Source organism: Mycobacterium mantenii (genome assembly GCF_001667865.1).
Taxonomy (GTDB): domain Bacteria; phylum Actinomycetota; class Actinomycetes; order Mycobacteriales; family Mycobacteriaceae; genus Mycobacterium; species Mycobacterium mantenii_A.
In genome coordinates this window covers 1-12,625 of record NZ_LZJP01000057.1, presented here as the reverse complement: position 1 = coordinate 12,625, position 12,625 = coordinate 1, and the positions used below count along the sequence as shown (strand labels likewise).

The following is a 12,625-nucleotide window of genomic DNA, read 5'->3' as shown; positions in this document are numbered from 1 at the left end:
GGATCCCACCACCACACCTCGACCGCGGCCAACCCCGCACCAACACCTTCCACCACCCCGAGAAACTCCTCGCGGAAGAAGACGACGACCCCTGATCAGCCGGCTTGCTTGGCCGGCGGCCGGTAGAAGATGGCCAGCTGACCGATCGCGCCAGCCAGTCCGAGCCCGGCGGAGATCAGCAGGCCCTGCCAGCCGTCCATCCAGTTCTTGCCGAAGATCAGCCAGTCCAGGCTGTATTTGCCGGCCCCCACAGTGGCCACCGCGACGGCGCTGACCGCCAGCACCAGGTTGTATTCCCAACCCTCTTTGACGATGAAGAAGCCGTTCGCGCGGTGCACCGTCCAGGCCGCGACCAGCATCAGCGAGACGAAGCCCGCCGCCGGGATCGGGGTGAGCAAGCCGGCGGCCAGGCCCAGACCGGCGGCCATTTCCGTGCTGGCGGCCACGGTCGCGTGGAACTTGCCGGGCTTCATGCCGATGCTCTCGAACCAGCGCGCGGTGCCCGGGATGCGGCCACCGCCGAAGAACTTGTTGTAGCCGTGGGCGGCCAACGTCACGCCCAACACCAGCCGCAGGATCAGTAACCCGACGTCATGGAACGTGTCATATGAAGTCATATCTGTAAACCTAGATCATCGGCCGGGTGCCAGGGCAAGAGCCGTCGAGCAGCTACGTCGCCGAATCCGCTGGTCCGTGTGGGAACATAGCGGGCGTTCCGATGTTGGCCGATGAGCAGCTACACCATGAAGGGGGTGCACCACGGCTCGTACCGCACGAGGCGGCGCCCACCGACACGCGTCAAGCGCACACGAGGCCCCGCCGATCGAGCATTCCGTGGTGTTGCTGGACGGCAAATCGAGCCACCCGCGGGAGCTGCTGGGCAACAAGGGCCACGGCATCGAGGCGATGCGCCGGCACAGCCTGCCGGTGCCGCCCGCGTTCTGCATCACCACCGCGGTGGGCCTGCGGTATCTCGCCGATCCCGCGGCGACCATGGACGCCATCTGGGACGTCGTGCTCGACCGGATGCGCTGGCTGGAGGCGCAGACATCGCGCACATTCGGGCGAGGGCCGCATCCCCTGCTGGTCAGCGTGCGCTCCGGGGCCACCCAGTCCATGCCGGGCATGATGGACACCATCCTCGATCTCGGCATCAACGATGCCGTCGAGCGGGCACTGGCGGCGGACGGTAGCGAAGCGTTCGCCCACGACACCCGCCGCCGGTTCTCGGACATGTATCGGCGCATCGTCGGCCTGCGCGAACAGGATGGCGAACACGAATCGGTGCCGTCCGACCCGTACGCGCAACTGCGCGCCGCCATCGAGGCGGTGTTCGCCTCGTGGAACTCACCACGCGCGGTCGCCTATCGCGCCCACTACGGAATCGACGATCAGCACGGCACCGCGGTCATCGTGCAGGCGATGGTGTTCGGCAACCACGGCCCCGATTCCGGTGCCGGAGCCTTCTTTTCCCGCAATCCGATCACCGGGGACAACGAACCGTTCGGCGAATGGCTGCCCGGCGGCCAGGGCGACGACGTGGTATCGGGATCGGTCGACGTCGAACCGATCACCGCACTACGCGAGGAGCAGCCGGCCGTCTACGACGAGCTGATCGACGCCGCCCGCCGCTTGGAGCGGTTGGACTCCGACATCCAGGAGATCGAGTTCACCGTCGAGGACGGCAAGCTGTGGCTGTTGCAGACACGGGCGGCGGAGCGCTCGGCGCAGGCGGCGGTGCGCTCGGCGTTGCAGCTGCGGCACGAGGGACTCATCGACGACGCGGAGACACTGCGGCGGGTGACCCCTGCGCATGTCCAGACCCTGTTGCGGCCCGGCTTACAGCCGGAAACACGTTTGGCGGCACCGCTTTTGGCCAAGGGTCTACCGGCGTGCCCGGGCGTGGCCTCGGGCACGGCGTACACCGATGTCGACGAGGCACTGCGCGCCGCCGATCGCGGCGAGCCGGTGATCCTGGTGCGCGATCACACCCGGCCCGAAGACGTATCGGGAATGCTGGCCGCGCAGGGCATCGTCACCGAGGTGGGCGGCGCCGCCAGCCACGCCGCGGTGGTCAGCCGTGAGCTCGGCCGGGTGGCCGTGGTGGGCTGCGGCGACGGGGTGGCGGCAACGCTGGCCGGAAAGCACATCACCGTTGACGGCGCCGAAGGCGAAGTGCGCGAAGGCAATCTGAGCCTGTCGGCGTGGTCGGAAGACGATACGCCGGAACTGCGTGAACTGGCGGACATCGCCCGGGGGGTCAGTCCGTTGCGCGCCCATGCCGCGGGCGACTACCCGCGGCTGAAGGACAGCTCCGAAGCGGCTGTGCGCGCCATGATGGACAGCGGGCAGGCCGATGTGGTCTCGGCGACCCCGTTGGTCGTGATGCTGACCGCGCTGCGCCTGGCATCGACAACACCGTCATGACTGAACTGGCTGTGCTGCAAGGGATACGGCTCAAGGGCCGGGTCAGTCCCGCCGATCTGGCCGCGACGCTGGGCGCGGACCTGGACGACGTCACCCCCGACGTCGAGCGGCTGACCGCCGCGGGCCTGCTGACCGGAGGCGCGACGTTGCGGATCACGCTCAGCGGCAGCGAGCGGCTCGCGGAGTTGCTCGCCGAGGAGCGCGACGGGACGGACCCGGCCGCGATGGCCGCCGCCTATGACGACTTCCGAACCGTCAACGCAGATTTCAAACGCCTGGTGACGGACTGGCAGCTCAAGGGTGGACCGGACGGCGTTCCCAACCCCCACGATGACGCCGACTACGACGCCGCAGTGCTGGCCCGCCTCGACGATGTGCACGCACGTGTGATGCCGATCATCGGGGCCGCCGCGGCGCAACTGCCGCGGCTGAGCGCCTACGCGACGAAACTGGCCGCGGCACTGGACAAAATCAAGGCCGGGGAGACGACGTGGCTGACCCGCCCGTTGATCGACTCCTACCACACGGTGTGGTTCGAGCTGCACGAAGAGCTGATCGTCGCCGTCGGTCTGACCCGCGAGGAAGCGGCCAGATCCGGTGACGCGCAATAGCTCACGCAATAGCTCGCGCAATAGTTATAGCGCGGCGTCGAGCAGCGCCACATAGGTATCGATGTCGGGGACGGCCGACCCGGCGGCGTGCACGCTGATCGCGATGGTGTCGCCGATGCCGTGCACGCCGTGCGTCAGCCCGATCATCGGAGACAGCGCCGGGTATCCCGACGTCAGCACCACGCGGGCGCCGCCGAAGCTCAGATCGGCCGCCCCGCGATTGACGCTGGACACCACGGTGTTGCCGGACACCTGCGTCGCACGTTCCTGAGCGTCGAATTGCGCTATGCCCCAACGCAGCAGCCCGGCCGGCACCGCCGCGAACGCCCGGTCGGCGGCCCGGGTGGCCGGGTGGCCGAAGCGGCGCCGCCCGTTGGCCAGGTCGGCCGCGATCCGCTCGGCGCGGGCTTCCGGCCCGAGCTTCGGGTACAGCCCCACCACGACGTTGCCGAAGTGGTTGTAAGCGTGCGGTGTACCGGGCTTGGCCATCGGAACCTCGGCGCCCAGCGAATCGGCCCGCTCCCCAAGGAGATTGGACAGCGCCTCGGATACCGCGCTGAGCACGCCGACGGTGACCGTAGGACCTGGCAGCTGCGAACGGCGTCGCACCAACGTCCGCACCGCGCGGGCGCCGTCGGGACGCGCGTTCGTCGGAAGCAACGGACGTGACCCGGCGCCGGGGGCGAGCAGGCCCGCGCGGATGTCGCGCTCCCGCCGGCGATGGGTGCGCCCCGCCTCGACGGCGCGCCAGGGCAGGAATCCCGGCCGTGGGCTGGCCACCAGGGGCACGGGGTCGGGCCGGCCGAACAGCCATGCCGCCATCGCCGCGGAGCGGGCGCCGTCGGCCAGCGCGTGCGCGACCTGCAGGACCGCGACGGCGCCGCGCCCGGCGACGCCCGGAATGCCGCGCACCGGGGTGAAGGCGTGCAGCCGCCAGGCCATCCGGCGAACGTCCAGTTGGTCATCGGCGAGGCCGGCGACGGCCGCCAGGACGTCGTCCCAACTTTGGTCGGCCAAGTCGTGGCGGAGCACCTGCTCGGGCGTGACCGCCGCGGGCACCCATCGCGGGTAGCGCCATCGGCTTCGATCCAAGACCCGAATGGTCAAGGCCGGCTCGGCGTTGGCCCGCTCGCACAGTTGCTCGACGGCGCGCGGGTAATCGGCGGGCTCGCCGTCGAACGCGTAGAGCAGGAACTCGTCGTTGGGGATTTTGGCCGACATCCAGTAGAACTGCGCATCGACGGCCGCCATCCGGTGTCCCGACACGACCCGACCCCGTGTCAGCCGGGTGAGCCGATGAACCCGAGCACCAGATCGGCGACCTTGTCGGGTTGTTCGAGCTGCAGGAAATGGCCGGCGTGTTCGACGACGGCGACCTCGCTGCCCGCGGGCAGCACCTTCTCCGCCCAACGCGCGAAAGCCGGTGTCATGCAACCGTCGTCACGGCCATGCAGGTACAGGCATGGCAACACGGGTTCTTGGGTCCACAGCTCGTTCAATCCGGCATACCGCGCCGACGGCCGGGTGTTGCGAATGGTGGCGCGGTACGGTCCCAGCGCCGCGCGCCAGCTCTCCGGCGCCCCGATCGCGGCGTCGACGTGCCGCAAATCCTCGTCCGCGCGATAGCCCGGCGACCACCGCCGCCACAGCAGCGGCAACACCCAGGACGCGGAACGTTCTGGCAGCCAAGGCAATTGGAAGTACATGATGTACCAGCTGCGAAAGACCTGCCGCGCCAGATGGGCGGCCAGCCGGCCCCGCTCCCCCGCGCTACCGCCGCGCCGACGGAACGCCGCCGATGGCGGCACCGACATGATCACCGCCTTGGTGAAGGGGCTGTCGGGCATGGCGGCCAGGCCGGTGCTGGCGATCGCACCCCAGTCGTGCCCGATGATCACGTCGTTGTCGGTGCCGCCGGCGGCCGAGCGCACCCGCAGGGCGTCGTCCATCAGCGCGCCGACCTGGTAGCCGCCGTCGACCGGAATCGACGACGGCGCGTATCCGCGCATGAAGGGCGCGACCACCCGCCATCCCGCCGCGGCAAGCCGGGGAGCCACCTTGCGCCAGCCGTAGGGCGTGTCGGGGAAGCCGTGCAGGCACAACGCGAGGGGGCCGTCTTTGGGGCCCCAGGTGAGGGCCTTGAGGTCCCCCGCGGGGCCGGTCACGTCGATCCAGCCTGGTTCAGCCATGTTCACTCCCTGCTCGACGCCTCCGCAGGGATCAACCTAACCTGTGCGGCCGCAAGTCGCACCGACCCGGGTCGATAGGGCGTCAAAACATCACTGTGCCAGCCGTTTTCACCTCTACAACGCGGCGGCCCGTTCCAGCTCGGCGATGTCGATCTTGCGCATGCCGTACATCGCCTGGGTGGCCGCCGCCGCGCGCGCCCGATCGGGATCGCCGATCAGTTCGTAGAGGCGGTCCGGGACGATCTGCCAGCTCAGGCCAAAGCGGTCTTTGAGCCAGCCGCATTGCGATTCCTCGCCGCCGTCGGTCAACCGCTCCCAGTAGTAGTCGACCTCGTCCTGGTCCTTGCAGTGGATCGTGAACGACACCGCTTCGTCGAACGAGAAGTGCGGACCGCCGTTGATGCCGATGAACCGGGTGCCGTCCAGCACGAAGCTGCCCGACAGGACGGTACCCGGCCGACCCGGTCCGGCGTCGGTGGTCTGGTTGAACCCCTCGATGTGGGAGTTCGGGAACACCGACGTGTAGAACTTCGCGGCCTCCTCCAGGTTGTCGTCGAACCACAGCGACGGGGTGATCGATGGCATGTCCGGGGCCTCCTTGATGGGTCGTGGGTCTTCGCCATGGATAGACCCCGCCGCCGACAAAAACTCACCGCGTCGTCCACCCGCGGAACAGTGCTTAACCGGCCTATGTAACGTCAGATCGCATGAGTACCGTCAGTAGCAGTCCCGAGACGGTTGAGTTTGCCGGTGTCGACGGGGTCACCCTGGTCGCCGACGAATGGAACCGCAGCTCCGACGGTGCCGGGCGACCGAGCATCCTGATGTTGCACGGGGGCGGCCAGAACCGGTTTTCCTGGAAAAACACCGGCCAGACGCTGGCCGATGAGGGCCTGCACGTGGTGGCGCTGGATTCGCGGGGGCATGAGGACAGCGCACGCTCCCCCGACGCCGACTACGAGATCGAGACGCTGACGGCCGACGTCATGCGGGTGCTGGACACGATCGGGCGGCCGGTGACGATCATCGGGGCCAGCATGGGCGGGCTGACCGGAATCCTCGCCGCTCACCGGGCCGGACCTGCGAAGGTGACCCGATTGGTGCTCGTCGACGTGGTCCCCCGATTCGAAAAGGGCGGCAGTGCCCGCATCCGCGATTTCATGTTCAGCGGCCTCGACGGCTTCGACTCGCTGGAGCAGGCCGCCGACGCCGTCGCCGCCTACCTGCCCTACCGGAGCAAGCCTCGCAGCCCCGAGGGGCTGAAAAAGAACCTGCGCCTGCGCGACGGCCGCTGGTACTGGCACTGGGACCCGGCGTTCATGACCAAGCCGGGCGACGATCCCGAACTGCGCACCGAGAGCTTCGAGCAGGCCGCCAAGAATCTGACCATCCCCGTCTTGCTGATCCGCGGCAAGCTGTCCGACGTGGTGAGCCCCGAGGGCGTGCGCCACTTCCTGGCCACCGTGCCGCGCGCCGAGTTCGTCGAGCTGTCCAACGCCGGGCACACCGCGGCCGGCGACGACAACGACGCCTTCAGCGACGCGGTGGTCGCGTTCGTCAACCGCCGCTAGTTCGCCGGCTTCTCGGCGTGGCCGCCGAATTGCTTGCGCATCGCCGAGAGCGCCTTGTTGGCGAAGTCGTCGAGCGAACGCGAGGCGAAGCGGGACTGCAGCGCGGTGGTCAGCACCGGCGAGGGGACGCCCTCGTCGATCGCCGCGATGGCGGTCCACCGGCCCTCCCCGGAGTCGGATACCCGTCCGGAGAACTCCTTGAGGTCGGGCGACTCGTGCAGCGCGATCGCCGTCAGGTCCAGCAGCCAGGATCCGATGACGCTGCCGCGCCGCCACACCTCGGCGACCTCCGGGATGTCGAAGTCGTATTGATAGAACTCGGGGTGCTCCAGCGGCGCGGTTTCGGCGTCACCCTCCTGCACCTGGTTGCCGATGTCGGCGTTGCGCAGAATGTTCAGCCCCTCGGCGAGCGAGGCCATCATGCCGTACTCGATTCCGTTGTGCACCATCTTCACGAAGTGCCCGGCACCGGCCGGCCCGCAATGCAGATAGCCCTGCTCCGAACGAGCGACCTCGCCATCGCGACCGGGTGTGCGGGCCGCAGCGTCGACGCCCGGAGCGACGGTGGCGAAGATCGGCTCGGCGTGCAGGAAAGCCTCGTCATCGCCGCCGATCATCAGGCAGTAGCCGCGTTCCCGACCCCACACGCCACCGCTCGTGCCGCAGTCGAGTAGGTGAATACCCTTCTCCGACAGCGTCTTTGCATGGCGAATGTCGTCGCGGTAGTAGGAGTTGCCACCGTCGATGACGATGTCTCCTGACTCCAGCGTCTTGGCCAGTTCCTCGATGACGCCCGTCGTGATGGTGCCGGCCGGCACCATGACCCAGACGACCCGCGGCGCCGTCAGCTTCTCGGCAAGCTCCTGCAGCGAGCCCACCCCCGTGGTCCTCTCCTCCCCCGCCATCGCCTTGACCGCGTCGGGATTGTGGTCGTAGACCACACACTCATGTCCGTCGTTGACCACGCGGCGGACGATGTTCGCGCCCATCCGGCCGAGGCCGATCATCCCAAGCTGCATCGTGTCCCGTCTCCTTAGTGTTGGCTGGGCGTGCTGCGCGGCAACCACGGCTCTTGCCAGTTGTGGTGACCACGCACCAGCGCGTGCGCGGCCTCGGGTCCCCAGGAGCCCTGGTCGTAGTGGTGGATTCGGCCCGGCTTGTCCAACACGGGCTGCACGATGCGCCACGTCTCCTCGATGGCATCTTCACGGGCGAACAGCTGGCGATCCCCGTTGAACGCGGCGTACAGCAACCGCTCGTACGGCCGGACCGGCTCGCCGAGATCCTCGGCGAACGACGAGTCCAGGTGAACGTCGTGCCACGAATCGCCGGCCTGGGCGGACAACTGCAGCCGCATCCCGGGGTCGGGGTCGATGCGCAGCACGATCTGGTTGCACTCGGGCGGCCGGCGGTTGGGCAGGAACGAAAACCCGGGAACGTGGTGCAGAAACATCCGGACCTCGGTGACCTTCTCCGGCAATGCCTTTCCGGCGCGCAGGAAGATGGGCACTCCGGCCCAGCGCCAGTTGTCGATCTCGGTCCGCAGCGCGATGTAGGTCTCGGTGGTCGAATCCTTTGCCACGCCCGCGACTTCGGTGTAGCCGCGGTACTGTCCGCGGACGCAACGCTCCGGATCCAGCGCCGGCATCGCCCGGAAAACCTCGGCCTTCTTGTCGTTCAGGTCGTCGGCGGCCGCACCGACCGGCGGCTCCATGGCGACCAGCGCCAGCACCTGCAGCAGGTGGTTTTGCACGACGTCGCGGAGTGCGCCCACCGCGTCGTAGAACTTGCCGCGATCCTCGATGCCGAAGTCCTCGGCCATGGTGATGTGGATCTCGGAGATGCTGTCGCGGTCCCACAGCTTGGCCAGCCCCTTGTTGGCGAACCGCAGGTACTGCAATTCTTCGACCGGCTGTTTGCCCAAAAAATGGTCCACACGCAGGATTTGGTCTTCGTCGAGCACCGCGCGCAGCCGCGCGTTGAGGTCGCGCGCGGAGTCCAGGTCGTGGCCGAACGGCTTCTCCACCGCCACCCGCGCCCGCTCCAGCAGGTCCGCTTTCGCCAGGTTCTCCACGATCGGCGCGAACAAGGCCGGCGGCATTTCCAGGTAGTAGAGCGGACGGGAATCCGAGTGGATCTTCTTGGCGAGCTGCTTGTAGAGGCCGGCGTCGGTGACGTCGCCGTGCAGATAGGACAGTCGGCCAGCCAGCCGGTCGAAGACCGCGTCGTCGAACGTCTCCCCGGACGCCTTGATGGCATCGCGCGCTCGATCCTGCAGCTGCTCGAGGGTGATGTCGTCGCTGGCCACACCAACGATCGGATGGTTCAGCTCGTCGCGGCGCTCGAGCCGGTACAACGCGCGAAACGTCATTTTTCGCGCCAGATCGCCGGTGATTCCGAAGATCACCAGCAGGTCAGATGGGCTACTGTCGTCCTCGGCCAACACCGCTCCTCCCGAAAGTCACCTGATCGGCTCCCTTGAGATCACTACCCGCGGCCGGCGGACTCAACACTAGACACTGCCGATAGGGCCGACAAGCTGGGTGGACCGCAGCCTTGAAAGGATGACCGGCATGCCTGACGCGCTGCACGTCGCGGTCTACATCCTGGCCGGGATCGCCGCGATCGAAGGCGTCGCGCTGATCGTGTTGTGGCAGTTGCTCGTGCGCAGTCAGCGGGAACTCGACGAGTTGCGTCAGCGAACCGATGCCCGCAATCAGCTGCTGTCGGGTGGTCGCGAGGCCGTCAAAAGGGTGTGGAACACCGCCAACCTGATGCGCAAGGAGGGTTTCGGCGCGGCGGTGCGCAGCAGCATCGAGGACCTCGCGGACTGGGCGGAAGTCGAGCGACCCGACCTCGCCCGCGTCACCCCGGACGGCCGGGTGGTGATCTTGTTCTCCGACATCGAGGAATCCACCGCGCTCAACGAGCGGATCGGCGACCGGGCGTGGGTCAAGCTGATCAGCTCGCACCACAAGCTGGTCTCGGATCTGGTTCAGCGGCGGTCCGGTCATGTGGTGAAGAGCCAGGGCGACGGATTCATGATCGCGTTCGCTCGCGCCGAACAGGCGGTGCGATGCGGCATGGACCTGCAGCGCGCGTTGCACAGGGATGCGAATCGCAAGCGTCGCGAGGAGATTCGCGTCCGGATCGGCATCCACATGGGACGCTCGGTGCGCCGCGGCGAAGATCTGTTCGGCCGCAACGTCGCGATGGCGGCCCGCGTTGCCGCACAGGCGGTCGGTGGCCAGATCCTGGTGAGCCAGCCCGTGCGAGACGCGCTTTCCGACTGCGATGGGATCCGGTTCGACGGCGGCCGCGATGCGGAGCTGAAGGGCTTTTCGGGCACCTACCGCTTGTTCGCCGTCGAGTCTCCGGCCGATTCCGAGCCGGACTGAAGGCCGTCCCCGTTGTATTCGGCCAACCGCTGATGCAGGCGGTCGCGGACCTCGTCGGCGGTGTATGCGCGTCGCTTGCGTTCGTCGCGAACCACCAGCACGCCCCCGGCGACGACGCCGGCGGCACCGGCCAATCCCAGCCACTTCCATACATTGCGCATGACACGAGGCTATGCGCAGCCGAGTCGGTATGGCCCGGTTGTGATTGACTTGTTTGCCCGCAACGTACCGCAAACGCATCGCGCGTGACGCACCGCCGGGCTGGTATTGGCGAGAATAGTGGCGAAAGCCGCAGTGGCGAACGGGCTTACACGACGATGCTCACCTTGAACCAGGCGCTCGAAGAGACCCGCACCGGCGACCTTTGGCTGTTTCGCGGCGGCTCGGGGCCCGACCGTGCCATCCAGACGCTGACGAACAGTCCGGTCAACCACGTCGGCATGACGGTGGCCATCGACGACCTGCCGCCGCTGATCTGGCACGCCGAACTGGGTGACAAGCTCGTCGACGTCTGGACCGGAACGAATCATCGTGGCGTGCAACTCAACGACCTCGCGCAATCGGTGTTGCAGTGGTCGCAGCGCTACCACCAACGGTGCTGGCTACGCCAGCTGACACCGGCGGCCAGCCGGGAGCAGGAGAACAAGCTGCTGCGCGTGATCGCGCGGATGGACGGCACCGCGTTTCCCACCACGATGCGCCTGACCGGCCGGTGGCTGCGCGGCCGGCTCCCGAATGCCTACGACTGGACGCGTGGAATCCCGTTGGTGGACAAGACGGTTCGAGAATCGACGCAGCGACGCAAAGAGCGCCAGCGACTTGGCCTGGAGGTCGCCTACTGCGCGGAAACGGTGGCCATCACCTACGAGGAAATGGGGTTGCTGACCACCGAGAAGTACTCCAACTACTTCGACCCGGGATCGTTCTGGAGCGGGGACAAGCTTCCACTCACGACGGGCTACGCACTGGGCGACGAAATCGAGATCGCGGTCGGCTAGTCGAGGACTACTCGACTGCCATCTCGCCCATCTCCGACCAGCCCGTGGCGTCGACGGTCTGGTTGATGATCTTGGGCGTGGACGTCAGCGCCTGCGGGACCTCTTGGATGAAGCGCTTGAAGTGGTCGCTGTTGACGTGGACCCCGCCCGCCTCATCGTCGCGGAAGGCCTCCACCAAGACGTACTCCGCCGGGTTGTCCAGGCTGCGCGACCAGTCGAACCAGAGATTGCCTTCCTCGGCCCGAGTCGCCGCGGTGAACGACGCGACGAATTCGGGCCAGCGGTCGGTCCACTCGGGCTTGGTCTCGAACTTGACGACGATGAAGATCATGCGGCCCCGCCTCGGTTCGCTGTTCCGGTTACGCCCGCCCGGTCTCCGCGGGCAGCGCCAGCCTATCGGCCGGGAACGGGCCGTGGCCGTCGCGCGGCAGGACGGCGAGCCGGAACTTTGCGAAGTTAATGATTACAGCAAAGTGTGCTCATGCGTCACAGATGGCACACGAGCACACTTTTGCCGCAATACAGCCACGCGCCACTGGTGGCGTGGCTCACACATTGGCCGACAACAGGCGCATTTCACAATTCGCCAGACAATCGAACCGCCAGGTTCTCCGGCGATACAACCGACCATTTATCGTGCGCGCGAATGCGGCCTATTTGTTATCGACAAGCAATTCCCGCGCAGCCGGTAAAAGAGACCGGGTCGCCGATCAGCGCGATCGGATCGCGGACGAGCGCGAGCGGTTGGCGGATGAGCGGGAGCGGCTGGCGGACGAACGCGAGGGCTCGGCCGCGGCGCGCGAACGCGAGCGACTGCAACGCATGGAAGAGCAGGGCAAGCGGGTGCGAGCCCGCGCGAGGCGTGAGCAAGCCGACGTTGACCGTGAGACGGCGCAGAGCGAACGCGGCCCCAACCACGCTTAGTCTGTGACCGTGGAAGGCGCCCACGGCAAACTGCAGGGTCGGCCCGAAATCACAGGTATTTTGCTGCCGAAAATATACCGGTGTGTAATAAGTTTGCTCTACGTGCGGCGCAGGTCATTGTCCTTTTAGCGAATGACCTGCGCCACAAATTTTGGTTCGCAATAAATGTTATTGCTAGCCTCCCTGGCCATGGTCGTTATTGCAACTTTGATGTCGTTGATCGGTCAGGTCTCCGGCACGCCCTATATTCCGGGTGGAGATTCGCCCGCCGGGACCGATTGTTCCGGACTCGCATCGTGGATCGCGAATGCGGCAACCGATAGGCCTGTTTTCGGAAATCGATTCAACACCGGAAACGAAGAAGGTGCATTGCTGGCACGCGGCTTCCAATACGGAACCGCCCCCAATGCGTTGGTCATCGGCTGGAACGGCGGCCACACCGCGGTGACACTGCCGGATGGAACGTCGGTCTCCAGCGGTGAGCGAGGCGGCGTCCACGTCGGTGGT

15 protein-coding genes and 1 pseudogene are annotated in these 12,625 nt (G+C 67.2%); 8 read left to right on the top strand and 8 right to left on the bottom strand.

From position 1 onward, the window contains the following. Positions 1 to 95 (top strand): hypothetical protein (locus A5688_RS28535; protein ID WP_431602660.1); only part of this gene is annotated, 95 nt, incomplete at its 5' end. Here A5688_RS28535 and A5688_RS09225 read toward each other — a convergent pair. Beyond that, a complete protein-coding gene (locus A5688_RS09225; RefSeq protein WP_067833719.1) occupies positions 96 to 617 on the bottom strand; it encodes a DoxX family protein in 522 nt (173 codons plus the stop codon). It abuts the gene before it with no gap. A gap of 205 nt (positions 618 to 822) precedes the next feature. Here A5688_RS09225 and A5688_RS09220 point away from each other — a divergent pair, with 205 nt between their 5' ends. Together A5688_RS09220 and A5688_RS09215 are read left to right on the top strand one after the other, a co-directional pair. Continuing rightward, complete coding sequence (locus A5688_RS09220) at positions 823 to 2,427, top strand: pyruvate, phosphate dikinase (RefSeq protein WP_082955074.1); 1,605 nt, start codon at positions 823 to 825, stop codon at positions 2,425 to 2,427. After that, complete coding sequence (locus tag A5688_RS09215) at positions 2,424 to 3,038, top strand: hypothetical protein (protein WP_067833715.1); 615 nt, start codon at positions 2,424 to 2,426, stop codon at positions 3,036 to 3,038. Before A5688_RS09220 ends, A5688_RS09215 begins: the two co-directional genes overlap by 4 nt. 24 nt (positions 3,039 to 3,062) lie before the next feature. Here A5688_RS09215 and A5688_RS09210 read toward each other — a convergent pair whose 3' ends face one another. From A5688_RS09210 to A5688_RS09200, 3 genes are all read right to left on the bottom strand, one after another. After that, positions 3,063 to 4,304, bottom strand: coding sequence for a WS/DGAT domain-containing protein (locus A5688_RS09210; RefSeq protein WP_242660264.1), 1,242 nt, complete (start codon positions 4,302 to 4,304; stop codon positions 3,063 to 3,065). A 14-nt stretch (positions 4,305 to 4,318) separates the two neighbouring features. After that, positions 4,319 to 5,227 (bottom strand): alpha/beta fold hydrolase, encoded by a 909-nt coding sequence (locus A5688_RS09205; protein WP_067910118.1) that lies wholly within the window; start codon positions 5,225 to 5,227, stop codon positions 4,319 to 4,321. Between the two features lie 114 nt (positions 5,228 to 5,341). Then, positions 5,342 to 5,812: a VOC family protein gene (locus A5688_RS09200; protein ID WP_067833710.1), complete on the bottom strand. Its 471-nt coding sequence runs from the start codon at positions 5,810 to 5,812 to the stop codon at positions 5,342 to 5,344. Positions 5,813 to 5,934: 122 nt separating this feature from the next. On the opposite strand from A5688_RS09200, the gene A5688_RS09195 reads away from it, so the two are divergent. Beyond that, positions 5,935 to 6,798: an alpha/beta fold hydrolase gene (locus A5688_RS09195; protein ID WP_067910121.1), complete on the top strand. Its 864-nt coding sequence runs from the start codon at positions 5,935 to 5,937 to the stop codon at positions 6,796 to 6,798. On the opposite strand, the gene gnd is transcribed toward A5688_RS09195, so the two are convergent. Together gnd and A5688_RS09185 are read right to left on the bottom strand one after the other, a co-directional pair. Continuing rightward, entirely contained in the window at positions 6,795 to 7,817 is a 1,023-nt protein-coding gene (gnd, locus tag A5688_RS09190; RefSeq protein ID WP_067833704.1) for a phosphogluconate dehydrogenase (NAD(+)-dependent, decarboxylating), read from the bottom strand. The genes A5688_RS09195 and gnd overlap by 4 nt on opposite strands. A gap of 14 nt (positions 7,818 to 7,831) precedes the next feature. Further along, positions 7,832 to 9,241: a glucose-6-phosphate dehydrogenase gene (locus A5688_RS09185; protein WP_067910159.1), complete on the bottom strand. Its 1,410-nt coding sequence runs from the start codon at positions 9,239 to 9,241 to the stop codon at positions 7,832 to 7,834. Between the two features lie 121 nt (positions 9,242 to 9,362). On the opposite strand from A5688_RS09185, the gene A5688_RS09180 reads away from it, so the two are divergent. Further along, positions 9,363 to 10,196 (top strand): adenylate/guanylate cyclase domain-containing protein, encoded by an 834-nt coding sequence (locus A5688_RS09180; protein WP_067910124.1) that lies wholly within the window; start codon positions 9,363 to 9,365, stop codon positions 10,194 to 10,196. Here the strand turns inward: A5688_RS09180 and A5688_RS09175 are convergent. After that, a complete protein-coding gene (locus tag A5688_RS09175; RefSeq protein WP_067833698.1) occupies positions 10,148 to 10,357 on the bottom strand; it encodes a hypothetical protein in 210 nt (69 codons plus the stop codon). The genes A5688_RS09180 and A5688_RS09175 overlap by 49 nt on opposite strands. A gap of 156 nt (positions 10,358 to 10,513) precedes the next feature. Between A5688_RS09175 and A5688_RS09170 the strand changes: the two genes are divergently transcribed. Next, on the top strand, positions 10,514 to 11,194 hold the full coding sequence (locus A5688_RS09170; protein ID WP_067910126.1) for a guanylate cyclase: 681 nt from the start codon (positions 10,514 to 10,516) through the stop codon (positions 11,192 to 11,194). Between the two features lie 7 nt (positions 11,195 to 11,201). Here A5688_RS09170 and A5688_RS09165 read toward each other — a convergent pair whose 3' ends face one another. Continuing rightward, positions 11,202 to 11,525 carry a putative quinol monooxygenase gene (locus A5688_RS09165; RefSeq protein ID WP_067833395.1) on the bottom strand — a complete coding sequence of 108 codons (324 nt, stop codon included), beginning with the start codon at positions 11,523 to 11,525 and terminating at the stop codon, positions 11,202 to 11,204. 302 nt (positions 11,526 to 11,827) lie between these two features. On the opposite strand from A5688_RS09165, the gene A5688_RS26820 reads away from it, so the two are divergent. Together A5688_RS26820 and A5688_RS09155 are read left to right on the top strand one after the other, a co-directional pair. Continuing rightward, positions 11,828 to 12,118, top strand: a complete 291-nt coding sequence (locus A5688_RS26820) for a hypothetical protein (protein WP_347559121.1) — start codon at positions 11,828 to 11,830, stop codon at positions 12,116 to 12,118. A gap of 165 nt (positions 12,119 to 12,283) precedes the next feature. Continuing rightward, positions 12,284 to 12,625, top strand: a pseudogene (locus tag A5688_RS09155) (C40 family peptidase); the annotation flags it as partial.

Coding starts and splice junctions, on each gene's coding strand:
- A5688_RS09225 (WP_067833719.1), bottom strand. CDS start 617: ATGACTTCATATGACACGTTCCATGACGTCGGGTTACTGATCCTGCGG.
- A5688_RS09215 (WP_067833715.1), top strand. CDS start 2,424: ATGACTGAACTGGCTGTGCTGCAAGGGATACGGCTCAAGGGCCGGGTC.
- A5688_RS09205 (WP_067910118.1), bottom strand. CDS start 5,227: ATGGCTGAACCAGGCTGGATCGACGTGACCGGCCCCGCGGGGGACCTC.
- A5688_RS09200 (WP_067833710.1), bottom strand. CDS start 5,812: ATGCCATCGATCACCCCGTCGCTGTGGTTCGACGACAACCTGGAGGAG.
- A5688_RS09195 (WP_067910121.1), top strand. CDS start 5,935: ATGAGTACCGTCAGTAGCAGTCCCGAGACGGTTGAGTTTGCCGGTGTC.
- gnd (WP_067833704.1), bottom strand. CDS start 7,817: ATGCAGCTTGGGATGATCGGCCTCGGCCGGATGGGCGCGAACATCGTC.
- A5688_RS09180 (WP_067910124.1), top strand. CDS start 9,363: ATGACCGGCATGCCTGACGCGCTGCACGTCGCGGTCTACATCCTGGCC.
- A5688_RS09175 (WP_067833698.1), bottom strand. CDS start 10,357: ATGCGCAATGTATGGAAGTGGCTGGGATTGGCCGGTGCCGCCGGCGTC.
- A5688_RS09170 (WP_067910126.1), top strand. CDS start 10,514: ATGCTCACCTTGAACCAGGCGCTCGAAGAGACCCGCACCGGCGACCTT.
- A5688_RS09165 (WP_067833395.1), bottom strand. CDS start 11,525: ATGATCTTCATCGTCGTCAAGTTCGAGACCAAGCCCGAGTGGACCGAC.